The sequence below is a fragment of the Streptomyces sp. G5(2025) genome (assembly GCF_049542075.1).
Taxonomy (GTDB): domain Bacteria; phylum Actinomycetota; class Actinomycetes; order Streptomycetales; family Streptomycetaceae; genus Streptomyces.
The window spans coordinates 1,835,170-1,857,463 of record NZ_JBMUZT010000002.1; the positions used below are offsets into that span (position 1 = coordinate 1,835,170).

At 70.4% G+C, this 22,294-nt stretch carries 19 protein-coding genes and 1 riboswitch; of the genes, 9 read left to right on the plus strand and 10 right to left on the minus strand.

Annotated elements, in window-relative coordinates; translation table 11 throughout:
• Nucleotides 1-55 precede the first annotated feature (55 nt).
• The 3 genes from ACOBQB_RS08330 to ACOBQB_RS08340 form a co-directional block, all read right to left on the minus strand.
• A complete protein-coding gene (locus ACOBQB_RS08330) occupies nucleotides 56-859 on the minus strand; it encodes a M23 family metallopeptidase (RefSeq protein WP_423590015.1) in 804 nt (267 codons plus the stop codon).
• Between the two features lie 12 nt (nucleotides 860-871).
• A riboswitch (cyclic di-AMP (ydaO/yuaA leader) is annotated at nucleotides 872-1,034 on the minus strand.
• Nucleotides 1,035-1,284: 250 nt separating this feature from the next.
• Nucleotides 1,285-2,670, minus strand: coding sequence for a M16 family metallopeptidase (locus ACOBQB_RS08335; RefSeq protein WP_423590016.1), 1,386 nt, complete (start codon nucleotides 2,668-2,670; stop codon nucleotides 1,285-1,287).
• Complete coding sequence (locus ACOBQB_RS08340) at nucleotides 2,667-4,040, minus strand: M16 family metallopeptidase (protein WP_423590018.1); 1,374 nt, start codon at nucleotides 4,038-4,040, stop codon at nucleotides 2,667-2,669. Before ACOBQB_RS08340 ends, ACOBQB_RS08335 begins: the two co-directional genes overlap by 4 nt.
• A 249-nt stretch (nucleotides 4,041-4,289) precedes the next feature.
• Here ACOBQB_RS08340 and ACOBQB_RS08345 point away from each other — a divergent pair, with 249 nt between their 5' ends.
• Complete coding sequence (locus ACOBQB_RS08345; protein ID WP_423590019.1) at nucleotides 4,290-6,743, plus strand: DNA gyrase/topoisomerase IV subunit A; 2,454 nt, start codon at nucleotides 4,290-4,292, stop codon at nucleotides 6,741-6,743.
• 55 nt (nucleotides 6,744-6,798) lie between these two features.
• Here ACOBQB_RS08345 and ACOBQB_RS08350 read toward each other — a convergent pair whose 3' ends face one another.
• Nucleotides 6,799-8,013, minus strand: a complete 1,215-nt coding sequence (locus ACOBQB_RS08350; protein ID WP_423590021.1) for a CobW family GTP-binding protein — start codon at nucleotides 8,011-8,013, stop codon at nucleotides 6,799-6,801.
• A 395-nt stretch (nucleotides 8,014-8,408) separates the two neighbouring features.
• Here ACOBQB_RS08350 and ACOBQB_RS08355 point away from each other — a divergent pair, with 395 nt between their 5' ends.
• Complete coding sequence (locus ACOBQB_RS08355; RefSeq protein ID WP_423590023.1) at nucleotides 8,409-8,984, plus strand: DUF6082 family protein; 576 nt, start codon at nucleotides 8,409-8,411, stop codon at nucleotides 8,982-8,984.
• Between the two features lie 93 nt (nucleotides 8,985-9,077).
• Entirely contained in the window at nucleotides 9,078-9,314 is a 237-nt protein-coding gene (locus ACOBQB_RS08360; RefSeq protein ID WP_423590025.1) for a hypothetical protein, read from the plus strand.
• Nucleotides 9,315-9,821: 507 nt separating this feature from the next.
• Here ACOBQB_RS08360 and ACOBQB_RS08365 read toward each other — a convergent pair.
• Entirely contained in the window at nucleotides 9,822-10,997 is a 1,176-nt protein-coding gene (locus ACOBQB_RS08365) for a citrate synthase/methylcitrate synthase (protein WP_423590027.1), read from the minus strand.
• Nucleotides 10,998-11,117: 120 nt separating this feature from the next.
• Between ACOBQB_RS08365 and ACOBQB_RS08370 the strand changes: the two genes are divergently transcribed.
• The 6 genes from ACOBQB_RS08370 (at nucleotide 11,118) to ACOBQB_RS08395 (ending at nucleotide 17,751) form a co-directional block, all read left to right on the plus strand.
• Nucleotides 11,118-12,380, plus strand: a complete 1,263-nt coding sequence (locus ACOBQB_RS08370) for a citrate synthase family protein (protein ID WP_423590028.1) — start codon at nucleotides 11,118-11,120, stop codon at nucleotides 12,378-12,380.
• 42 nt (nucleotides 12,381-12,422) lie between these two features.
• The gene (locus tag ACOBQB_RS08375; protein WP_423590030.1) at nucleotides 12,423-13,328 is read left to right on the plus strand and encodes a sucrase ferredoxin; all 906 of its coding nucleotides are present in this window, start codon (nucleotides 12,423-12,425) and stop codon (nucleotides 13,326-13,328) included.
• Between the two features lie 202 nt (nucleotides 13,329-13,530).
• The gene (locus ACOBQB_RS08380; RefSeq protein WP_423590031.1) at nucleotides 13,531-15,171 is read left to right on the plus strand and encodes a sensor histidine kinase; all 1,641 of its coding nucleotides are present in this window, start codon (nucleotides 13,531-13,533) and stop codon (nucleotides 15,169-15,171) included.
• A 22-nt stretch (nucleotides 15,172-15,193) separates the two neighbouring features.
• Entirely contained in the window at nucleotides 15,194-15,871 is a 678-nt protein-coding gene (locus ACOBQB_RS08385) for a response regulator (protein WP_423590033.1), read from the plus strand.
• Nucleotides 15,872-16,057: 186 nt separating this feature from the next.
• Nucleotides 16,058-16,465, plus strand: a complete 408-nt coding sequence (locus ACOBQB_RS08390) for a YciI family protein (RefSeq protein ID WP_423590482.1) — start codon at nucleotides 16,058-16,060, stop codon at nucleotides 16,463-16,465.
• A 20-nt stretch (nucleotides 16,466-16,485) separates the two neighbouring features.
• Complete coding sequence (locus ACOBQB_RS08395) at nucleotides 16,486-17,751, plus strand: RNA polymerase sigma factor (RefSeq protein ID WP_423590484.1); 1,266 nt, start codon at nucleotides 16,486-16,488, stop codon at nucleotides 17,749-17,751.
• 65 nt (nucleotides 17,752-17,816) lie between these two features.
• Here the strand turns inward: ACOBQB_RS08395 and ACOBQB_RS08400 are convergent, their stop codons facing one another.
• The 5 genes from ACOBQB_RS08400 to ACOBQB_RS08420 all read right to left on the minus strand — a co-directional run bounded on the left by ACOBQB_RS08400 (nucleotide 17,817) and on the right by ACOBQB_RS08420 (nucleotide 22,172).
• Nucleotides 17,817-19,409, minus strand: a complete 1,593-nt coding sequence (locus ACOBQB_RS08400) for a solute symporter family protein (RefSeq protein WP_423590035.1) — start codon at nucleotides 19,407-19,409, stop codon at nucleotides 17,817-17,819.
• Complete coding sequence (locus tag ACOBQB_RS08405; RefSeq protein WP_423590486.1) at nucleotides 19,406-19,954, minus strand: DUF485 domain-containing protein; 549 nt, start codon at nucleotides 19,952-19,954, stop codon at nucleotides 19,406-19,408. The genes ACOBQB_RS08400 and ACOBQB_RS08405 overlap by 4 nt, the downstream gene beginning before the upstream one ends.
• Before the next feature lie 117 nt (nucleotides 19,955-20,071).
• Nucleotides 20,072-20,725, minus strand: a complete 654-nt coding sequence (locus ACOBQB_RS08410; protein ID WP_423590037.1) for a response regulator transcription factor — start codon at nucleotides 20,723-20,725, stop codon at nucleotides 20,072-20,074.
• Between the two features lie 89 nt (nucleotides 20,726-20,814).
• A complete protein-coding gene (locus ACOBQB_RS08415; RefSeq protein WP_423590039.1) occupies nucleotides 20,815-21,960 on the minus strand; it encodes a sensor histidine kinase in 1,146 nt (381 codons plus the stop codon).
• Entirely contained in the window at nucleotides 21,957-22,172 is a 216-nt protein-coding gene (locus ACOBQB_RS08420) for a hypothetical protein (RefSeq protein ID WP_423590040.1), read from the minus strand. Before ACOBQB_RS08420 ends, ACOBQB_RS08415 begins: the two co-directional genes overlap by 4 nt.
• Nucleotides 22,173-22,294: the final 122 nt, after the last annotated feature.

Sequence of the window (22,294 nt, forward strand, 5' to 3'; positions counted from 1 at the left end):
GCCCCGGCTCGCGTGAGCCGGGGCCTTCGGTCGGGCGCTGAGAGCGTCGGAGAGGTCAGACGTTGACACCGTGCGAGCGGAGGTACGCGACCGGGTCGATGTCCGAACCGTAGTCCGGGCCGGTGCGGGCCTCGAAGTGGAGGTGCGGGCCACTGGAGTTGCCGGTGGAGCCCGAGAGGCCTATCTGCTGGCCCGGGGTGACCGTCTGGCCGACGGTGACACCGAGGGACGACATGTGGCCGTACTGGGTGTACGTGCCGTCGTTCATCTTGATGACCACGTTGTTGCCGTAGGCACCGCCCCAGCCCGCCTCGACGACGGTGCCCGCGCCCACCGCGTGGACCGAGGTGCCGGACGCGGCGTGGAAGTCGACACCGGTGTGGCTGCCGGAGGACCACATGGCGCCGCCGGTCTGGTAGCCCGTGGAGACGTACGAGCCGGAGATCGGGGAGACGTAGGTGTTCAGGCGCTTGCGCTCGGCCTCGCGGGCGGCGCGCTCCTTGGCCTCGCGCTCCTTCTTGGCCTTCGCCTTGGCCTCGGCCTCGGCCTTGCGCTTCTCCTCGGCGGCCTTCTTCTTGGCGGCCTCTTCGGCCTTCTTGGCCGCAGCCGCGTCGTCGGCGGCCTGCCGCTGGGCGGCGGCCTGCGCGTCGATGCTGTCGGCGAGCGAGTCACCGACAGAGATCGCCTGGGTGAGTCCGGTGTGCTCAAGGGCGGCGTCGTCGGCGGCGGCGAGCGCCGGAGCGGCCAGGCCTCCGATGACACCCGTGGTGGTGATCGCGGCGACGCCCGCGACGTTCGCGGTCGTGCGGGTGAGGCGGCTGGGACGACGGTGCTTCCCGGTGGCACGGGTGAACGCCATGAAGCGGCTGATCCTTTCCTTCCTTCTCGCCTACCGGGTTAGCTGACGGGTTCGGAGCAGGAAGGTCTCCTACGAGTCCCTCACCTGATGGCAAGGTGCCCGATTCACCCCAGGGGACATGTGGGTCCCCGGCTCCCCTGGCTCGCGCCGTACGGGGACTCGGCGATGACTGTCCGGTGCCGCGGATGCGGCGTGGTGCGTGACGTACAGCCGGACCGACGCTAAACGGGCCGTCTTTCAATCCACAAACAGAAGACGTCTTTTGTAGCGCACGCCACACGCCAGACGGGCAACCTCCATATGAATTCGGACATATGGGGAGTAGGAGACCCCGGCCACCGAAACGGTCACCGGGGTCCTGATATGTCCTGACTGTCACTCAGCCATGTCCCGGCTGACGCTCAGCCGGGGGCTCAGCCGGCGACTCAGCCGGTGACCACCGTCACGTCTCCGATGCCGAGCGCCCTGACGGGCTCCTCGATCTCCGCGGCGTCCCCGACGAGGACCGTCACCAAGTGATCCTCCGGGAAGGCGCTCACGACGGCCGCGGTGGCCTCCACGGTGCCCGTCGTGGCCAGCCGCCGGTACAACTGCGCCTGGAAGTCGTCCGGGAGGTTCTGTTCGACCTGGTCGGCGAGCGTGGCGGCCACAGAGGCGGCCATCTCGTACTTGAGCGGGGCCACGCCCACCAGATTCTGCACCGCCACGTCGCGCTCGGCGTCGGTCAGGCCCTCCGCGGCGAGGGTGCGCAGGACCGTCCAGAGGTCCTCCAGCGCGGGCCCGGTGGAGGCGGTGTCGACGGAGCCGCTGATGGCGAGCATCGCGGCGCCTGTGCCGTCCGGGGCGGAACGCAGGACCTGGCCGAACGCCCGTACGCCGTAGGTGTAGCCCTTCTCCTCGCGCAGGACGCGGTCCAGGCGGGAGGTGAGGGTGCCGCCCAGGCAGTACGTACCGAGGATCTGGGCCGGCCAGACCCGGTCGTGCCGGTCCGGGCCGATGCGGCCGATCAGGAGCTGCGTCTGGACGGCGCCGGGGCGGTCCACGATGACGACACGGCCCGTGTCGTCGGCGGTGATCGCGGGCATCGGGCGGGGTTCTGCCGTGCCACCCGTCCAGGTGCCGACCGTGTCCGCGAGGACGGCGTCCAGGTCGGTGCCCGCGAGGTCGCCGACGATTACCAGGGTGGACGTGGCGGGACGGACGTGCGTCTCGTAGAAAGCGCGCACCGCGGCCGCGTCGATGGCCGTGACCGTCTCCTCGGTGCCCTGGCGGGGTCGCGACATGCGCGAACTCGCCGGGAACAGCTGCCGGGAGAGCTCCTTGGCGGCGCGGCGTGCCGGGTTGGCCGCCTCGTGCGGGATCTCGTCCAGGCGGTTGCGTACGAGCCGTTCGATCTCGCTGTCGGCGAAGGCCGGGGCCCGCAGGGCGTCGGAGAGCAGACCGAGCGCCTTGGGGAGGCGGGAGACCGGTACCTCAAGGGAGACACGGACGCCGGGGTGGTCGGCGTGCGCGTCCATGCTGGCGCCGCACCGGTCGAGCTCGGCGGCGAACTCCTCCGCCGAGTGCTTGTCGGTGCCTTCGTTGAAGGCCCTCGCCATGATCGTGGCGACGCCGTCGAGGCCCTCCGGCTCGGCGTCCAGGGGCGCCTCCAGGTGGACCTCCACGGCGACGACCTGCTGGCCGGGGCGGTCGCAGCGCAGCACCGTGAGGCCGTTGGGCAGCGCGCCGCGCTCGGGGGCGGGGAAGGCCCACGGCTTGGCCGTACCGGCCTGGGGCTGGGGGTGGAACTGCATCGTCGCGGCCTCGGTCACTTCGCCGCCTCCTCTTCCTCTGCGGTCTCGGCGGCGGCCTCGGTGCCCTCGGCGGCCTCGTCGTCGTCGGCCAGGGGTTCGTAGACGAGCACCGCGCGGTTGTCCGGGCGCAGGCGGGCCTTGGCGATCTCCTGCACCTCCTCTGCGGTGACGTCGAGCACGCGCTGCACGGCGCTGAGGGCGAGCTGCGGGTCGCCGAACAGGACCGCGTAACGGCACAGTTCGTCCGCGCGGCCCGCGACGGTTCCGAGACGGTCGAGCCACTCGCGCTCCAGCTGGGCCTGGGCGCGCTCCATCTCCTCCGGAGTAGGGCCTTCCGCGGCGAAGCGGGCCAGCTCCTCGTCGACGGCGGCCTCGATGACCGGCACCTCGACGTCTCCGGAGGTCTTCACGTCCAGCCAGCCGAGCGAGGGCGCGCCGGCGAGGCGCAGCAGGCCGAACCCGGCGGCGACGGCCGTACGGTCGCGGCGCACGAGCCGGTTGTAGAGCCGGGAGGACTCGCCGCTGCCGAGGACCGTGAGGGCGAGGTCGGCCGCGTCGCACGCGCGCGTGCCGTCCTCCGGGAGGCGGTAGGCGGCCATGAGGGCACGGGCCGGCACGTCCTCCTCGACGACCTCGCGCAGCTCCTTGCCGATGCGCTCCGGAAGGGAGCCGTCACGCGGCGGCTGCTTGCCGTCGTGCGAGGGGATCGACCCGAAGTACTTCTCGACCCAGGCGAGCGTCTGCTCCGGGTCGATGTCGCCGACGACCGACAGGACGGCGTTGTTGGGCGCGTAGTACGTACGGAAGAACGCGCGCGCGTCCTCCAGCGTGGCCGCGTCCAGGTCGGCCATGGAGCCGATCGGCGTGTGGTGGTAGGGGTGGCCCTCCGGGTAGGAGAGGGCGGTCAGCTTCTCGAAGGCCGTGCCGTACGGGACGTTGTCGTAGCGCTGGCGGCGTTCGTTCTTGACGACGTCGCGCTGGTTCTCCATGGACTCCTCGTCGAGCGCGGAGAGCAGCGAGCCCATCCGGTCGGCCTCAAGCCACAGGGCCAGCTCCAACTGGTGGGCGGGCATCGTCTCGAAGTAGTTGGTGCGCTCGAAGCTGGTCGTGCCGTTCAGGGAGCCGCCCGCCCCCTGGACCAGTTCGAAGTGGCCGTTGCCGTGCACCTGCTTCGAGCCCTGGAACATCAGGTGCTCGAAAAGGTGAGCAAGGCCGGTACGCCCCTTGACCTCGTGACGGGAGCCGACGTCGTACCAGAGGCAGACCGCGGCGACCGGGGTCAGGTGGTCCTCGGAGAGCACCACGCGCAGGCCGTTGGCCAGCCGGTGCTCGGTCGCTGTCAGGCCGCCGGAGCCGGCCTCGGCTGTGGCCGTGTGACCCATGGGCATGTACGTCCCTTCGATCGCTGGATCATGGTGATCATCGCTGGACCCAGAACAATTTCCTGCCAGTTCTGCCAGTCCTGCCACTGTATGCAAGCGTGTGGACACCTGACGAAGTTCCCGGGTCCGCCCTCGGCGTACTTCGCGGGGTGACGCGCGGCCGTCGACACGGGGCGTGGTCGGCGTTGTCAGTGGGACAGTCCACAATGGTCGGCGTCAGAACCCGCACTTGTTGGTGAAGGAGCCGCAGCAGCGATGGCCCGCCGCAGCACGAAGACCCCGCCGCCCGACGACTCGTTCGAGGAGAAGATCCTCGACATCGACGTCGTCGACGAGATGCAGGGCTCCTTCCTTGAGTACGCGTATTCGGTCATCTACTCCCGGGCCCTGCCGGACGCCCGCGACGGCATGAAACCGGTGCACCGCAGGATCGTCTACCAGATGAACGAGATGGGCCTGCGCCCCGACCGCGGCTATGTGAAGTGCGCCCGTGTCGTCGGCGAGGTCATGGGTAAGTTGCACCCCCACGGCGACGCGTCGATCTACGACGCGCTGGTGCGCATGGCCCAGCCCTTCTCGATGCGCCTCCCGCTGGTGGACGGCCACGGCAACTTCGGCTCGCTCGGCAACGACGACCCGCCGGCCGCCATGCGCTACACCGAGTGCAAGATGGCCGACGCCACCTCCCTGATGACGGAGTCGATCGACGAGAACACCGTCGACTTCGAGCCGAACTACGACGGCCAGGAGATGGAGCCGTCCGCCCTCCCGGCGGCCTACCCGAACCTCCTGGTCAACGGCGCGTCGGGCATCGCGGTCGGCATGGCGACGAACATGCCGCCGCACAACCTCGGCGAGGTCATCGCGGCCGCGCGCCACCTGATCAAGCACCCGGGGGCCGACCTCGAAACGCTGATGAAGTACGTGCCGGGCCCCGACCTGCCCACGGGCGGCAGGATCGTCGGCCTGACCGGCATCAAGGACGCGTACGAATCGGGCCGCGGCTCCTTCAAGATCCGGGCCACGGTCGCCGTGGAGAACGTGACAGCGCGCCGCAAGGGCCTGGTCGTCACCGAACTGCCCTTCTCCGTAGGCCCCGAAAAGGTCATCTCCAAGATCAAGGACCTGGTCGGCGCGAAGAAGCTCCAGGGCATCGCGGACGTCAAGGACCTCACGGACCGCGCACACGGCCTGCGCCTGGTCATCGAGATCAAGAACGGCTTCGTCCCGGAAGCCGTCCTGGAGCAGCTGTACAAGCTGACGCCGATGGAGGAGTCCTTCGGCATCAACAACGTCGCGCTGGTCGACGGCCAGCCCCTCACGCTCGGCCTCAAGGAGCTCCTGGAGGTCTATCTGGACCACCGGTTCAACGTGGTGCGCCGCCGCAGCGAGTTCCGCCGCGGCAAGAAGCGCGACCGTCTGCACCTGGTCGAGGGCCTCCTGGTCGCCCTTCTGGACATCGACGAGGTCATTCGCCTCATCCGCTCCAGCGAGAACTCCGCGCAGGCCAAGGAGCGCCTCATCGAGCGCTTCTCGCTGAGCGACATCCAGACGCAGTACATCCTGGACACCCCGCTGCGCCGTCTCACCAAGTACGACCGCATCGAGCTGGAGTCCGAGCGCGACAAGCTCAACGGCGAGATCGACGAGCTGACCGGCATCCTGGACTCGGACGCCGAGCTGCGCAAGCTGGTCTCCTCCGAACTGGCAGCCGTGGCCAAGAAGTTCGGCACCGACCGGCGCACGGTGCTCCTGGAGTCGGCGGGCTCACCGGCCGCCACCGTGCCGCTCCAGGTCGCGGACGACCCGTGCCGCGTGCTCCTGTCGTCGACGGGCCTGCTGGCACGCACGGCCAACGGCGAGCCCTTCGGTGACGGCGAGACCAAGCGCGTCAAGCACGACGCGATCGTCTCCGCGGTGCCGGCGACGGCGCGCGGCGAGGTGGGCGCGGTCACGTCCGAGGGAAGGCTGCTGCGCCTCTCCGTAGTGGACCTGCCCCAGCTCCCGGAGACGATGGGCGCGCCCAACCTCTCCGGAGGGGCACCCGCTTCCGAGCTGCTGCCCCTGACGAAGAACGAGAAGCTGATCTGCCTGATGACGCTCGACGAGTCGTCGCCGGGCCTGGCACTCGGCACCGCGCAGGGCGTGGTCAAGCGTGTGGTGCCCGACTACCCCTCCAACAAGGAGGAGCTGGAGGTCATCACCCTGAAGGACGGTGACCGGATCGTCGGCGCGGCCGAGCTGCGCACCGGCGAGGAGGACCTGGTCTTCATCACGGACGACGCCCAACTGCTGCGCTATCAGGCCTCCCAGGTGCGTCCGCAGGGCCGTCCCGCGGGTGGCATGACGGGCATCAAGCTCGCCGAGGGCGCGAAGGTCATCTCCTTCACGGCGGTGGACCCGGCGGCGGACGCGGTCGTCTTCACGGTGGCGGGCTCGCGCGGCACGCTCGACGACTCGGTCCAGACGACGGCCAAGCTCACGCCGTTCGACCAGTACCCCCGCAAGGGCCGGGCCACGGGTGGTGTGCGCGTTCAGCGGTTCCTGAAGGGCGAGGACTGCCTGAGCTTCGCCTGGGCGGGCCCGACGCCGCCGCACGCGGCCCAGCGCAATGGCACACCGGCCGAGCTGCCGGACATCGACCCGCGCCGTGACGGTTCGGGCGTCTCGCTGGCGAAGCCGGTGGCGGCGGTGGCCGGCCCGGTATAGCCGCGGCCGGCCCGAGCGTAACCGCGGCCGGCCCGGGCGTAACCGCGGCCGGCCGTCAGCCGGTGGGCTCGGCGTCGAGGGCCTCGACGCCGGGGTCGCTGGGGTCGGGTCCGGGTCCGGGTTGACCGTGGCCGGGTTCGCCGGGGTGCGGATGGTCACCGTCCGGTTCGTCGGCGTCCGGCTCGTCGGCGTCCGGCTCGTCGGCGTCCGGCTCGTCGGCGTCCGGCTCGTCGGTGTCCGGCTCCTGGACGTATCGCAGTACGCCCCACATGCCGTGCTCATCGGCCTGCGGGGCGTCCTCTCGACAGGCCTCCAGCTCCTTCCCCAGGGCGGGTACGTCGATGCCCGACCCGATGAGGACGAGCTGGGTCAGGCGAGGCTCGCCCGGGGCCCACGGTTCCGGGTAGAAGCGAAGAAAGCGCCCGACAGCGTGCACCGCGTACCGGTTCGCCGGGTCGGAGGGGCCGAAATCGACGTACCCCTTGATGCGGTAGAGCCCCTCGGGCCTGCTGTCCAGAAGGGCCATCAAGGGGCGGGGCCCCAGGGGCACCTCAGAGGTGAACGAGAGGCTTTCGTAGGCGGAGTGCAGGTGGCCGTGGTGGCGGCAGCTGTCGGACGGTTCCGCCTCGTCCCGCAGATCGTCGAAGGAGAGCTGCCCGACCCGCTCCCCCACCGGCGCGCGGTCGAAGAACAGTTCCACGTCCACGCGGCCGAAGGAGGCGGTGACCACAGCCGCGCGCCCGGCGAGCCCGCGGACGACGCCGAGGACGCGCTCGTACTCCTGCGCCGGTACCCGGTCCGCCTTGTTGACCACGACGAGATCGGCGATGCCCAGATGGCGGTCCACCTCGGGATGCCGCTCCCTCGTGGCGTCGAACTCGGCGGCGTCCACCACCTCGACGAGCCCCCCGTACACGATGTGCGGGTTCTCGCTGGCGAGCAGCATCTTCACGAGTTCCTGCGGCTCGGCGAGGCCGCTCGCCTCGATGACGATCACATCGATCCCGGCGGAGGGCCTGGCGAGCCGCTCCAGGTACTCGTCGAGCTCACTCGCGTCCACGGCACAGCACAGGCAGCCGTTGCCGAGGGAGACGGTGGAGTCGCCGAGCTGCCCCGCGACCGACATGGCGTCGATCTCGATCGAACCGAAGTCGTTGACGATCGCCCCGATCCGGCTGCCACCACTGCGGTGCAGCAAATGGTTGAGAAGGGTGGTCTTGCCGGAACCGAGGAATCCGGCGAGGACGACGACCGGGATCTGCTTGTTCAACCGTGGGCCCCTCGTACCGACGTTCGCACGGGTCGCGGCGGCCCCCCACGCGGAGTGCGGGCCGCCGCGGAGCTCCCGCGAAGAATGAAGACCGACTCAGGATATGTGTGCGCGCCCAGGATATGTGCGCGCGGACGAGCCGCGAAGTGAACGATTGTTAGCGGCGCTCGCGGGGCACACGTTAGGCACGGCACCGGGAGGCACGACCGCTGCTTCCTTCCGTGCGCCTCCTCTCCGCCTCCCCGCCGATCAGAGCCGCTCGGCACCCTGGGAGACGGCAAGCGCACCGCCCACCGCTCGCCGGTCCGCTCCCTGTCGACCCGCATCCGACGACCGGCGGACGGTCGCCTGATTCGGGGGTTGACATGGCCACACAGAGTGCACGGACATGGGGGGTGGGTTCGGCAACGGTTGCCGGGCTCGCGTTCGCGACGGGGACGCTTGCTTGGTGCTGGACGCAGCAGCGCAGACAAGCGGCATGCACGGCGGAACGCGAGCGCCTCATATCCGAAACGGCGGAACGCGAGCGCCTCATATCCGAACGCGACCTCGCGGCAGCCGAAGCGCAGCGCCGCAACAAGGCACTCACCGAGCAGCACCGGCTGCACTTCGACCTGCTGTGCAAAGCCATGGGGGACGCCACGCTGGCCGCCGTCCTGGACACCTACGAGGGGGACGTGTCCCCCGAACGGCAGCGGCAGTTCCTCTTCGCGAACGCGCTCTACATCAACGCCCTGCATGCGCATCGCATCGGCGCCATGACGCTCGGAGAACTCCACGGACACCTTCGGGTGATGTGTCAGAACCCGCTCTTCCGGCACTACTGGGATGCCACACGCCACCACCGGGCAAGTCTGGACCGGTCCTCGGAGGAGGCCAAGTTGGGCCGGATGATGGACCGTCTTGACAGGGAACTGCAAGAGGCGGACACCGACGAGTGGTGGGTCGTGGGTGAACCGCCCGCCGAGTAGGTCCAGTTGGATGACGACGCACCCAACCCGGCGACATCAAGGGCTAACCTGTCCCCGCCCTTACTCCCCTATCGCCCAAGGACCGGGATCCCCTTGAAGATCGTGCGCCGCATCGGCGCGTCTCCCCGTGAGCGGGGCAGCGCAACCGGCCAGACCTGTCCCGACATTTTCGAGCTCAGTGACGGCGACTTCGCCGTCATCGGGACAGACAGGACCGAGGCGCTCGACGGCACACTGCCGGCCGATGCTGCACGTGCCGCCTATGAACGCATCGTCGTCATCAGCCGGGAAACCCTCATCCGAGCCAAGGTCGACATCCCCGAGGCCTGAGCCGCCCGAGCTCGCCGTCATGCCGCACCCGGCATTCCGACGGCGCATCGCCATCGCAGCACGTGAGTGGTCCCTCACTGCCCGACCTTTTCGCCGTCATTTCTGCCTGCCGGGAAGGAGCCGCAAAATGACCGTCTGCAGAATGGCCGTCCGCCTTGGGCGCAAGAGCGTCCTCACACTCTCCATATGCCGTCGGCTATGCGTCGCCCCGCCAGACAACCTTCGCTGAGCGAGATTGCTTCTGCTCGCTGCTCGGCTGCTCGTCAGGGAGCCCGGCTTGGCCCTGGTGAGCCGACAGACGCCCGGCGGAATCACCACGTGGCCGACTGCACAGCCGACCGACTGCCCGGCCGCCTCTCGGGCCCGGTCCCCATAGGGGCCGGGCCCCCGTGCGGTCCGAACTCCACCGGAGCGCGAGGCCGACATGCGAGTCTGCACGCAACCGCCCGGCGTTCCGCCGCTACTGGAACACGGCGCCGGCACACAACTGCGTCACGGAACGGATGCCTACGGCGCCGACGGCACCGGAACCGGCGGCGCCTCCCCCACGTACCGCGCCGCAGGGCGGATGATCTTCGAGTCCCGGGCCTGCTCCAGGACGTTGGCGCTCCAGCCCACCACGCGCGCGGACGCGAACGTCGGCGTGAACATCTCACGCGGCAGCCCGCACAGCTCCATGACGACCCCGGCGTAGAACTCCACGTTCGTGTGCAGCTCACGGCCCGGCTTGAGCTCCGCCAGGATGGCCTCGACCTGCCGCTCGACCTCGACCGCGAAGTCCACCATGGGCCCGCCGAATCCCCGCGCGATGCCCCGCAGCATGCGCGAGCGTGGATCCTCGGTGCGGTAGACGGGGTGCCCGAAGCCCATGATGCGTTCCCCCGCGAGGACACGTTCGCGGATCCAGCCGTCAATGCGGTCGGGGGTGCCGATCGCGTCGAGGGTGTCGAGGGCTCGGCTCGGCGCCCCACCGTGCAGCGGACCCGACAGCGCTCCTACGGCGCCCACCAGACACGCCGCCACATCCGCCCCCGTGGACGTGATGACCCGGGCCGTGAACGTTGACGCGTTGAAGCCGTGATCAATGGTGGAGATCAAGTACTGCTCGATGGCACGGGCGCGGGCGGCGTCCGGCTCGAAACCAGTGAGCATGTAGAGATAGTTGGCGGCGTACGAGAGGTCGTCCCGCGGCTCCACCGGTTCAAGGCCCTGGCCGAGCCGATACAGCGCGGTGAGCAGTGTCGGTACGACGGCGGACGCGGCCAAGGCGTCAGCGCGCCGCCGGTCCTCGTCGATGTCGTACACCGGACGGAACCCCTTCGACGCCCCGAAGAGCGACAGGGCGGTGCGCAGTCCGGAGAGCGGCCCCGACAGCGCACTGGCGCGGGCGAGGGCGGGCAGCGCGTCCCGCACTTCCTCGGGGAGGTGCCGCAGCGCCGCGGTCCGCGCGGCGAAGGCGGCGCTCTGCCCGGTGTCCGGCAGCTCGCCGTGGAACATCAGGTGCCATACGTCCTCGAAGCTGCGGCTCTGCGCGAGCTCGACGGCCGAGTACTGGCGGTAGTGGTAGAAGCCCTCATATCCCCTCACGTCTCCGAGTGCGGTCTCGGTGACGACGACACCCGCGAGTCCTCGCGGGACCTCGACGGGCTCGGTGGGGGCGGCGGTGGAGCCATTGATCGGCATGTTCTTCCTCGACTTCCTCCCTGGACTTGATTTGACTGTCCATGCTTGACTAAACCTCTGTCAATATTGATTGAATCAATATCGCAATACAGGTATCGAGGTACGGATACGGTGTCGTCCATGACGGATCAAGGAACCGCGCACGACGGTCAGCGGCGGATGAGCACCAAGGAAGCCGCCGAGTTGCTCGGTGTGAAGCCCGAGACCGTGTACGCGTACGTGAGCCGCGGCCAGCTCAGCAGCCGCCGCGGACCGGGGTCGCGGGGCAGCACGTTCGACCCCAAGGAGGTCGAGGCGCTGGCCCGCAGGAACAGACGGGAACCAGCGGCCTCGACCACCGCCAACGAACTCTCCGTGCGCACCCGCATCACGTTCATCGACGGCGACCGCTACTACTACCGTGGAGTCGACGCCACTGAACTCGCGCTCGCGCACTCCTACGAAGAGGTCGCCGAGTGGCTGTGGACCGGCGTCCTGCGCCCCGGCATCCGCTTCAGCGCCCCCAGAGAGACCGTCTCCGCGGCCCGCCGCGCCGTCAACGCCCTGCCCGGCCACAGCGGGCCGACGGACCGGCTGCGCGTGGCGGCCATCGCCGCCGGGTCGGCCGACCCGCTCCGCTTCGACCTCTCCGAAGAGGCGGTCATCGGCACCGCGCGCACACTGATCCCCACGCTCGTCACCGCGCTCCCCCCGGTGCTTCCGGGGCACCGGGACGAAGGCCCGCTGGCCCGGTGGCTGTGGGCCCGGCTGAGCGGCGTCGACCCCGACGAGGCGTCGCTGCACGCCCTGGACACCGCCTTGGCGCTGCTCATCGACCACGACCTCGCCGCGTCGACACTCGCCGTACGGGTCGCCGCCTCGGCACGCGCCCACCCCTACGCGGCCGTATCGGCGGGCCTCGGCGTGCTGGAGGGCCCGCTGCACGGCGCGGCCAGCGGCCTGGCCCACCGCATGCTCCTCGACGTACTCGACCGGGGCAGCGCGACCCCTGTGGTGGCCGACGAACTCCGCGCGGGCCGCCGCGTGCCCGGCCTCGGCCACCGCCTCTACCGCGGCGAGGACCCGCGTGCCCAAGCGCTGTTCGCCCTCCTGGAGGAGATGCCGAAGGCGGGCCCCGCCCTCGCCGCGGCCCGCGACGTGGTGGCCACCACCGCCCGCCACACGGACCTGCGTGCCAACGTCGACCTCGCCCTGGCCGTCCTGACCGCCTCCTGCGGAATGGCGGCGGAGGCGGGCGAAACGATCTTCGCGGTGGCCCGCACGACGGGCTGGGTGGCCCACGCCCTGGAGGAGTACGACGAACGGCCGCTGCGCATGCGCCCCAGCGGCCAGTACGTCGGACCTCGCCCGCCCCAGCCCCCGCCTTCCCCCGGCCAGGAGTGAACGGCCCATCACCCGCAGACAAGGCAAGTTAGGCTCGCCTACGTGAGTACGTGCGCGACCGCCTCGCGGGACCTGGACGAGCCTCTTGCGGGAACCGCTGCCACCGCCAGGACGTGGCTTCTGGTGGAGCAACCGGGCCCCTGGGGCGCCAAGGCGCTGACGTCCAGCCATCTCGACCCGGAGATCGGCAGCGCCCTGGAGGGCGCCGCCGAAGGCACGGGCGTACGCGTCGCGCTGATCCGGCGCCCCGGACGCCACGCCGACTGCCACGCTCCGACCCGACACCGGGTGTACGCGGCGCACACGGTCCCCGGCCGCACCTGGCTGCGCTCCGAGGTGACGGACGACGCGAGGCGCTTGCTCGACCTCGACTTCGCGGCTCTCGGCGCGGGCGACCACGGCGGCTTCGGCACCCCGCACACGGGCGCCCCGCTCGCGCTCGTCTGCACCAACGGCAAGCGCGACCGCTGCTGCGCCCTGCTCGGCAGACCGCTCGCCGCCGAACTCGCGGCCGCCGGCGAAGAGGGATCCTGGGAGATCACTCATCTGGGTGGTCATCGCTTCTCGCCCACCCTGTTGGTGCTCCCGTACGGCTACGCGTACGGCAGGACCGGGACGTACGCCGTCAAGGAGATCCTGGAAGCCGTGCGGACGGGCCGGGTGATCATCGAGGGCTGCCGGGGCAACTCCGCCTGGGAGCGTCCCGGCCAGGCCGCCGAGCTGGCGGTGCGGACGGCGACGGACGAGGACGCCGCCGGGGCCTTGACCGTCGTCGGCACGGACGGCACGGCCCCGCCGTGGGAAGTGACCATCGCCCACACCGACGGCCGCCGCTGGCAGGTCACTGTGGAACAGGGCGCCTCGCTGCCGCCCCGCCCGGAGAGCTGTGGTGCGGCTCTGAAGTCCCCGGCGCGGATGGACGTGGTGGCGGTGCGACCCGTCCGCTAGGCCGCCGTACAGCGGCTCTTGGCCGCCGTACAGCGGCTCTTGGGCGCCGTACCGACAGGCTGCGCCGATCAGAGCCCCGGATCAGGCGCACGCATCCTCGTACGGAACTCCCCGCCACCTCGTACGAGACCCACCACCTCGTACGAGATCCCCACCACACTGACTTCGGAGTAGCCCGCCCCCGGCCGTACCGTTCGTACACATGAAAGCGACCTCCCCTGTACGACGCCGCCGCCTCGGCCTGCCGCGGCGCGTGTTCTCGCAGGTGCTGCTGATACAGCTGGCGATCGCCGCCGGGGTCGCGGTCCTGGCCACCGGGCTCTTTCTCGCGCCCCTCAGCGACCAGCTCGACGACCAGGCGATGCGCCGCGCGCTGGCCATCGCCCAGACGACGGCCGCCCGCCCCCAGCTCGCCGAGGAGCTGACGTCCTCACCGCCCACAGGTGACGGGCCCGTCCAGAAGGAAGCCGACCGGATCCGCCGGGCCAGCGGCGCCGAGTACGTAGTGATCATGAACAAGGAAGGCGTCCGCTGGTCCCACACCGATCGTGGCCAGATCGGCAAGGTCGTCTCGACCGACCCCAGTGACGCGCTCGCGGGACGTGAGGTCATGGAGATCGACAACGGCACGCTCGGCCGTTCCGCGCGCGGCAAGGTGCCGTTGAGGGCTGCGGACGGGGCCATCGTGGGCGCTGTCTCCGTAGGCATCGAGTACGACAGCGTGCGGGCCCGCCTGGTCCACTCGATCCCGGGGTTGCTCGCCTACGCGGGCGGGGCGCTGGCCGTCGGCGCGCTCGCCGCGTACCTGATCTCCCGCAGGGTGCAGCGGCAGACCCGTGACCTGGCCTTCTCCGACATCTCGGCGCTGCTCGCGGAGCGCGAGGCGATGCTGCACGGTATCCGCGAAGGCGTCGTCGCGCTGGACCGCGCGGGCCGGATCCGGCTGCTCAACGACGAGGCGCAGCGCCTCCTCGGCCTCGGGGCGGAGGCGCTCGGCCGACCGCTGGACGACGCGCTCGGCCCGGGACGTACGACCGACGTCCTCGCCGGCCGGGTCACCGGCACCGACCTGCTGACCGTCCGTGGGCAGCGCGTCCTGGTCGCCAACCGCATGCCCACCGACGACGGGGGCGCCGTCGCCACCCTGCGCGACCGCACCGAACTGGAGCAGCTGGGCCGCGAACTCGACTCCACACGCGGCCTCATCGACGCCCTGCGCGCCCAGGACCACGAGCACGCCAACCGTATGCACACGCTCCTTGGACTGCTCGAATTGGAGATGTACGAGGAGGCCGCCGAATACGTCGGAGAAGTGGCCGGTGCGCACCGCGTGACCGCCGAGCAGATCACCGAGAAGATCCACGACCCGCTGCTCGCGGCCCTCCTGGTCGGCAAGGCCACGGTCGCGACGGAGCGCGGCGTCGCGCTCTCCGTACCCCGTGACACCTCGCTGCCCGACCGGCTCGTCGACCCGGGCGGACTCGTCACGATCGTCGGCAACCTTGTCGACAACGCTCTTGACGCCGCCGCTGGCGCCCGGCACGCGCGCGTGGAGGTCGCCGTACGCACCGAAGGGCGCTCGGTGGTCCTGCGCGTCCGCGACACAGGTCCCGGAGTGCCCGCCGAGCAGCGCGAGACGATCTTCACGGAGGGGTGGACGACCAAGGAACCGCCGGCGCACGGCAAGCGCGGGATCGGCCTCGCCCTGGTCCGCAGGCTCGCCGAACGGCAGGGCGGCAGCGCGCGTGCCGGTGAGGCACCTGAGGGAGGCGCGGAGTTCACTGTCGTACTGCCCGAAGCGCTCCGCGCACCAGAGCTGGCCGCCACGGAGGAATCACGATGACCGAAGGCACGGAGGCGACACGTTGATCGAGGTCCTTGTCGTCGACGACGACGTCCGGGTCGCGGACGTCAACGCCGCCTATGTCGCGAAGATCCCCGGCTTCCACGTGGCGGCGAAGGCACACAGCGCCGGTGAGGCGCTGCGCCTCGTCGAGGAGACCCCGGTCGACCTGGTGCTGCTGGACCACTATCTGCCGGACGAGACGGGTCTGTCGGTCGTACGCGCCTTGCGCGAGCGCGGCCACCAGACCGACGTGATCATGGTGACGGCGGCACGCGATGTCGCCACGGTGCAGGCGGCGATGCGGCACGGCGCACTCCAGTACCTGGTGAAGCCGTTCTCCTACGCGAGCCTGCGCGCCAAACTCGACGCGTACGCGACACTGCGCCGCACGCTGGACGGCGGCGGCGAGGCCGAGCAGGCCGAGGTCGACCGGATCTTCGGCGCCCTCTCGTCGACGCCCGCCCCCGAACTGCCCAAGGGCCACTCCCCCACCACGGCGGAACTGGTACGCCGCGCCCTGATGGCCGCGGACGGCCCCCTCTCCGCCCAGGAACTGGCAGATCGCACCCGTCTGAGCCGCCAGACGGCCCAGCGCTATCTGAAACTCCTGGAACGCACGGGCCGCGTCCGCCTGAGCCTCAAGTACGGCGACACGGGCCGCCCGGAGCACCGCTATGAGTGGGCGGCCAGCGTCTAGCAGTGCGCCACCGGCCGCCAACCGAGGGGCCGAATAGGCGGCCGACCAGGCGCCTACCAGGCACCAACCGGGCGCCACCTCGGTGTCCAAAAAAACTTCGGCCGGGCATGTCGAGAACCCGTGATCGGCTCCGTCCCCGCTATGAACGCGACCAGAATGGGTCGCACCAGTGCCGAGGAGAACACGATGGCCAAGTACCTGCTGCTCAAGCACTACCGAGGCGCCCCCGCCGCGGTCAACGACGTGCCCATGGACCAGTGGACACCGGAGGAGATCTCCGCGCACATCCAGTACATGCGCGACTTCGCGGACCGGCTCGAAGCGACCGGAGAGTTCGTCGACGGCCAGGCGCTCGCCCCTGAGGGGACCTTCGTCCGGTACGACGGTGAGGGCCGCCCGCCGGTCACCGACGGCCCGTTCGCCGAGACCAAGGACCTCATCGCCGGCTGGATGGTGATCGACGTCGACACCTACGAACGTGCCATCGAACTGGCCGGGGAACTGTCAGCGGCCCCCGGGGCGGGCGGGAAGCCGATCCACGAGTGGCTTGAAGTGCGCCCGTTCCTGACCGCGCCGCCCACCATCACGGAGTGACCTCTCACGTGACCTCTGAGCTGAACGAGGCCCTTCTCCGGAGCCTCACACCGAGTGTGCTCGGAATCCTCGTCCGCCGCGGAGCCGACTTCGCGGCGGCCGAGGACGCCGTACAGGAGGCGCTGGTCGAGGCGGTCCGCGTCTGGCCCACCACCAAGCCCTACCCAAGCTCTCCAGGTGCCTCGGAGGCCTCGGGCTCTCCGGGCTCTCCGGGCTCTCCGGGCTCTCCGGGCCACGGGTCCCCCGTGCGGGACCCGAAGGGGTGGCTGGTCACCGTGGCCTGGCGCAAGTTCCTCGACGCGGCCCGGGCGGACACCGCCCGCCGCCGACGCGAGGAGCTCATCGACGAGGAGCCCGCACCCGGACCCTCGCCGTCGGTGGACGACACGCTCCAGCTGTACTTCCTCTGCGCCCACCCGTCCCTGACACCGTCATCCGCGGTCGCGCTCACCCTGCGGGCCGTCGGCGGGCTGACCACCCGCCAGATCGCCCAGGCCTACCTCGTGCCCGAGGCGACCATGGCCCAGCGCATCAGCCGGGCCAAGCGCACCGTCTCCGGCGTGCGATTCGATCGGCCGGGCGACGTCGCCACCGTCCTGCGCGTCCTCTACCTGGTCTTCAACGAGGGCTACTCCGGCGACGTCGACCTCGCCGCCGAAGCCATCCGGCTCACCCGGCAGCTCGCGGCCGCGATCGACCACCCCGAGGTGGCCGGGCTGCTCGCCCTCATGCTGCTCCACCACGCCCGGCGCGCCACCCGCACGGCTTCCGACGGCAGCCTGGTGCCCCTCGCCGAACAGGACCGCAGCCGATGGGACACCGAGTCGATCGCCGAGGGCGTCGAGATCCTGCAGGCGGCCCTCGCCCGCGACCGGCTGGGCGAGTTCCAGGCCCAGGCCGCCATCGCGGCGCTCCACGCCGACGCGCCCACCGCCGAGGAGACCGATTGGGTGCAGATCGTCGAGTGGTACGACGAGCTGGTCCGCCTGACCGACAACCCGGTCGTCCGGCTCAACCGCGCGGTGGCGGTCGGTGAGGCCGATGGGCCACGCGCCGGACTGGCGGCACTCGCGGCGCTGGACGACTCCCTGCCCCGACTCGCCGCGGTGGCCGCGTACCTCCACGAGCGCGACGGCGACCACGCGACGGCCGCACAGCTGTACGCGGAGGCTGCCCACAAGGCATCCAACCTCGCCGAACGCGATCATCTGACGCGCCAGGCCGCCCGACTCAACGCCCGCCCCAACGCCCGCCTCAGCGCCCGTCGAGACAGCCGAGACGACTGAGGCGCCTCGTCCGGATCTCCGCGCGGCACCAGCGGGCTCGGGCTTGGGCTCGGCCAGAGGAATCGTTACGCCGCTCCGGCACCCGTCAGCGAACGCACCTCGGTCTCCGCGTGCTTGGCCTCGTCCGCCGGTTCGCGTGAGGTCACCGTGCCCAGCCAACCCGCGAGGAAGCCCAGCGGAATGGAGACGAGCCCCGGGTTCTCCAGCGGGAAGTACTGGAAGTCCGCCCCAGGGAAGAGGGAGTCGGGCCCTCCGGAGACCACCGGCGAGAGCAGCACCAGTACGAGCGCGGGCAGCAACCCCCCGTACACCGACCACACCGCGCCCCGCGTGGTGAAATTCCGCCAGAACAGCGAGTACAGCAGCACCGGCAGATTGGCGGACGCGGCGACCGCGAAGGCGAGGCCCACCAGGAACGCCACGTTGAGGTCCCGCGCCAGCAGCCCGAGCCCGATCGCCAGGACACCGATCCCGGCGGCGGCAACACGCGCCACCGCCACCTCGCTGCGCGGCTTCGCGCTCCGCCGCCGCAGGGAGGCATACAAGTCGTGTGCCACTGACGCCGAGGAGGCGAGCGTGATCCCGGCGACCACGGCAAGCATCGTGGCGAAGGCGATGGCTGCGACGATCGCGAACAGAACCGCTCCCCCAGTGGAGTCCACACCGCCGCCCAGGTCGAGCGCCAGCAGCGGAACTGCCGTGTTCCCCGCGGCGTTCGAGCCCCGCACCGCCTCGGAGCCCACGATCGCGGCCGCGCCGAAGCCCAGCACGATCGTCATCAGATAGAAGCTGCCGATGAGTCCGATGGACCAGACGACCGAGCGGCGCGCGGCCCGCGCGGTCGGCACGGTGTAAAAGCGGGACAAGATGTGCGGCAACCCGGCGGTGCCAAGCACCAGTGCCAGCCCGAGGCTGATGAAGTCGAGCCTGGCGGTCCAGTCACCCCCGTACTTCAGTCCCGGCGCCAGGAACCGCTCGCCGTGGCCGCTGCGGTCGGCGGCGGTGCGCAGCAGTTGGTCGAAGTCACCGTGGAAGCGCACGAGAACGAGCACGGTCAGCGCTATCGCGCCGCACATCAGCAGGACCGTTTTCACGATCTGGATCCAGGTGGTGGCCCGCATCCCTCCCAACGACACATAGATCACCATGAGCGCGCCGACGCCGACCACCGTCCACGTCTGCGCCGCCCCGCTCGTCCCACCGAGCAGCAGTGCGACCAGCGAGCCCGCCCCCACCATCTGCGCCACCAGATAGAGAACGGACACGGTCACCGAGGAAGTTCCCGCCGCGATCCGCACCGGCCGCTCCTTCATCCGCGCGGCAACGACATCGGCGAGCGTGAAACGGCCGCAGTTGCGCACCAGTTCAGCCACCAGAAACAGCACGACGAGCCAGGCGACGAGGAAGCCCACCGAGTAGAGCAATCCGTCATACCCGAAGAGCGCGATCAGTCCGGAGATGCCGAGGAAGGAGGCAGCCGACATGTAGTCACCGGCGATGGCGAAACCGTTCTCCATGGGCGAGAAGAGCCGCCCGCCCGCATAGAACTCCTCGGCCGAACCATGCCGGTGGCGACTCACCCACGTCGTGATCGCCAGCGTCACGGCCACGAAGACACCGAACAGCAGGAGCGCAAGGGTCTGGTGGTCACCGGTCATCGCTCCACCCCCTCCTCCGCGGCCCCGCTCGGCGCCCACCGCGGTCCCTGTCGCTCGACCCGCTTCCGCTTCCGCTCGAACACCGTCCACCGGAGATCGAGAGCCGCCCGGTCCCTGCGCAGGCGCGCGTGCCGGGCATAAGCCCAGGTCAGCAGGAACGTCGTGAGGAACTGTCCGAGCCCTGCAAGCAGCCCTACGTTCACCGCCCCCGCGATGGGACGCGCCATCAGGTCCGGCGCCGCCGTCGCGGTCACCACGTACGCCACGTACCAGGTGAAGAAGACAGCAACGGCAGGGAAAGCGAACCTCCTGTACCGGCTGCGCACCTCTTGGAAAGCCTCGCTGTGCTGCACCTCCAGGTAGATGTCCGCCGCGCTCGCGCTCCGCTGCTGCGGGACGGCCCGGGGTGCCACCACGGAAGCCGGCGCACCCGTGCCGTCCAGCTCTCCCCAGCCGGAAGCGAGTGCGTCACACCAGGGATCTCTCAGATCTCCGGCCAGGCTCCGGTCGGCCCGGCCCGCACCGACATTCGGCCCGTCGTACATCTCCACCGAACTCTCCTCGCCCGCTGCCCTGTTCGGCCGCGTGCCCAAGGATGGGCAGACCGGGAAGATCCCTGACACTTCCTCCCGGCGCTCTTCACTCCATCAGGTGAAGCATCGTCAGGTTCTGCCACCTCCCGCGGGTTTGGCGAGGCCATGCCGGTAGGCATAGCGAACGGCCTGTGCACGGTCTTTGAGGCCGGCCTTCGCGAAGAGGTTGTTGATGTGGGTCTTCACGGTCGCGGTGGAGACATGCAGGGCACGGGCGATCTCGTGGTTCGACATGCCCTCGGCGATCAGGACGAGCACCTCGGTCTCCCGCGCGGTGAGCCCGTCCGGGGGCTCGGCGGCAGGGGTGGAGTCCGGCTCCGACAACCGCTCCAGGAGTCGCCGTTGGATTTGCGGGGAGAGCCCAGCCTTTCCCGAGAGCACGTCCACCACGGCCCGCACGATCTCTTCCCCGCCGGCGTCCTTTGTCAGGTACCCGCGGGCGCCCGCCTTGAGCGCCGGAAACAGCGAGTCGTCATCGGCGTAGGTGGTGAGCACGACGACCTGTGTCCCCGGATACTCGGCCCGGATGCGTCGAGTGGCCTCCGCTCCGTCACAACGAGGCATGCGCAGGTCCATCAGCACCACATCCGGGGCGAGTTCGGCGACCAGGCGGACGGCCTCCTCACCATCACCGCCGGCACCGACAACCTCGATGCCGGGCAGCAGCCCCAGCAGCATCACGATCCCCTCGCGCACGATGGTCTGGTCGTCGACCACAATCACCCGCGCGGGTGGCCTTCCCCCCGCCCCTCCCGCGGTTTCCGGTCTTTTCTCCCGGCTGTCCGCGGTCCCGGCGGCAACGTCCTCCCGCGTCATCCCGGCACCCTCAGCGTCACCACGAAGCCCTCCTCGCCCGGTCCTGCCTCCAGGGATCCGCCCAGCAGCTCGGCCCGTTCACGCATCCCCAGCAGACCGTATCCGGCCCCGGACGCGGCCAGCTCCCCCGGTGACTGCCCGCCCGAATCCCTTATGTCCAGCCTCACTTGATGCTCCCCGTACTCAAGGCGCACCTGGATCTTCGCGCCGGGCGCATGCTTGCGTACGTTCGTCAGGGCTTCCTGGGCCACTCTGCGTACCGCCTGAGACGCCTCGGCGGGCAGGGCTCGCGGGGCACCCACGACGGTGACCGAGGCGCGGTCCGCCGTGACCAGTTCGCGCAGGAAGTCCTCGACCGGGCTCATCTCCCCGCGCAACGCGGACAGCGCCTGTCTGGTCTCGGCGAGTCCTTCCCTGGCCATGGAACGCGCCGCCACCACGCGGTCCAGGATCTGCTGCTTGGTCGCGTCCCCCTCGATCAGCAGCCGGGCCGCCTCCAGGTGGACGAGCTGCGCGGAGAGGCTATGGGCCAGCACATCGTGGATCTCACGGGCGATGCGGGCCCGCTCCGCGAGCGCGGCCGACTCCGCCTCCGCGGCGTGCGCCGCCCGCTCCTGGGCGAGCAGCCGATGAGCGCTGCCTCGCGCCTCGGCATCCAGCCGAAGGGCGTAACCGGCGAGCACGAGCCCGACGATGGTCAGTCCGGTGATGAGCCAGCTGTCGGTGTTGTACGACGCGTACCCGGCCATCGCCACCAGGACGCATAGGGCACCCGCGGCGAGCGGCAGCCGCTCCAGCGCGGAGATGGCGGAGCCGCACCACAGCACCAGGGCCAGCACGCTCCACCCGCCCAGGTCCGCGACGAGCGCGGCACCCAGGAGCAGCGTCATCAGCGCCAGAGAGGGCCACAACCGATGGGCGAACGAGACCCGGAAGAACGCCCACCCCGCCCCGGTGACCACCAAGACCACGGTCACGCCCGCCACCAGCTGCCAGCCATGGTTCTCGTGGAGTGCGTTCCACAGCAGAATGCCGAGGATCATCACGCGGAGGATCCCGACGAACCACAGCCGGGCCAGGCTCATGCTTTCCCAGGCGAGCGCCTCCTGGGAGGGCCACCTCGTCCATCCGCCCCAACTCATACGGGGTCCTTCCGTGTAAGCACATACGCCGCGTCCGCAATGCCGTAGGTGGGGCGTATGGCCAGGTCGGGCTCGCGCACGGCCATGAAGACCAGCACTGCCGGTATCAGCCGCCGACGCCTGTCCGCATCGATCCGCTGGGCCTTGACCTGGCGGTCGATCACCAGCAGCACGACAGCGCCGATCAACAGAGCGTGGGCGAGCCCGGGCATGTCAGCCTCCGTGCGTCGAAGAGGACGAAGCCGATCCGAGCTGGATCGACGTCTTCGAGGCTAAGCAAATCGCCTGGTCACGGAATCGGAGCAGGGGTGGAACATGGGTGGAGCCGTGCTCT

What these genes read in the sequence shown, in the direction of transcription:
- ACOBQB_RS08390 (WP_423590482.1), top strand. Translation starts at nt 16,058, where the DNA reads ATGGCCAAGTACCTGCTGCTCAAGCACTACCGAGGCGCCCCCGCCGCG.
- ACOBQB_RS08370 (WP_423590028.1), top strand. Translation starts at nt 11,118, where the DNA reads ATGACGGATCAAGGAACCGCGCACGACGGTCAGCGGCGGATGAGCACC.
- ACOBQB_RS08400 (WP_423590035.1), bottom strand. Translation starts at nt 19,409, where the DNA reads ATGACCGGTGACCACCAGACCCTTGCGCTCCTGCTGTTCGGTGTCTTC.
- ACOBQB_RS08365 (WP_423590027.1), bottom strand. Translation starts at nt 10,997, where the DNA reads ATGCCGATCAATGGCTCCACCGCCGCCCCCACCGAGCCCGTCGAGGTC.
- ACOBQB_RS08345 (WP_423590019.1), top strand. Translation starts at nt 4,290, where the DNA reads ATGGCCCGCCGCAGCACGAAGACCCCGCCGCCCGACGACTCGTTCGAG.
- ACOBQB_RS08340 (WP_423590018.1), bottom strand. Translation starts at nt 4,040, where the DNA reads ATGCCCATGGGTCACACGGCCACAGCCGAGGCCGGCTCCGGCGGCCTG.
- ACOBQB_RS08330 (WP_423590015.1), bottom strand. Translation starts at nt 859, where the DNA reads ATGGCGTTCACCCGTGCCACCGGGAAGCACCGTCGTCCCAGCCGCCTC.
- ACOBQB_RS08405 (WP_423590486.1), bottom strand. Translation starts at nt 19,954, where the DNA reads ATGTACGACGGGCCGAATGTCGGTGCGGGCCGGGCCGACCGGAGCCTG.
- ACOBQB_RS08380 (WP_423590031.1), top strand. Translation starts at nt 13,531, where the DNA reads ATGAAAGCGACCTCCCCTGTACGACGCCGCCGCCTCGGCCTGCCGCGG.
- ACOBQB_RS08415 (WP_423590039.1), bottom strand. Translation starts at nt 21,960, where the DNA reads ATGAGTTGGGGCGGATGGACGAGGTGGCCCTCCCAGGAGGCGCTCGCC.
- ACOBQB_RS08420 (WP_423590040.1), bottom strand. Translation starts at nt 22,172, where the DNA reads ATGCCCGGGCTCGCCCACGCTCTGTTGATCGGCGCTGTCGTGCTGCTG.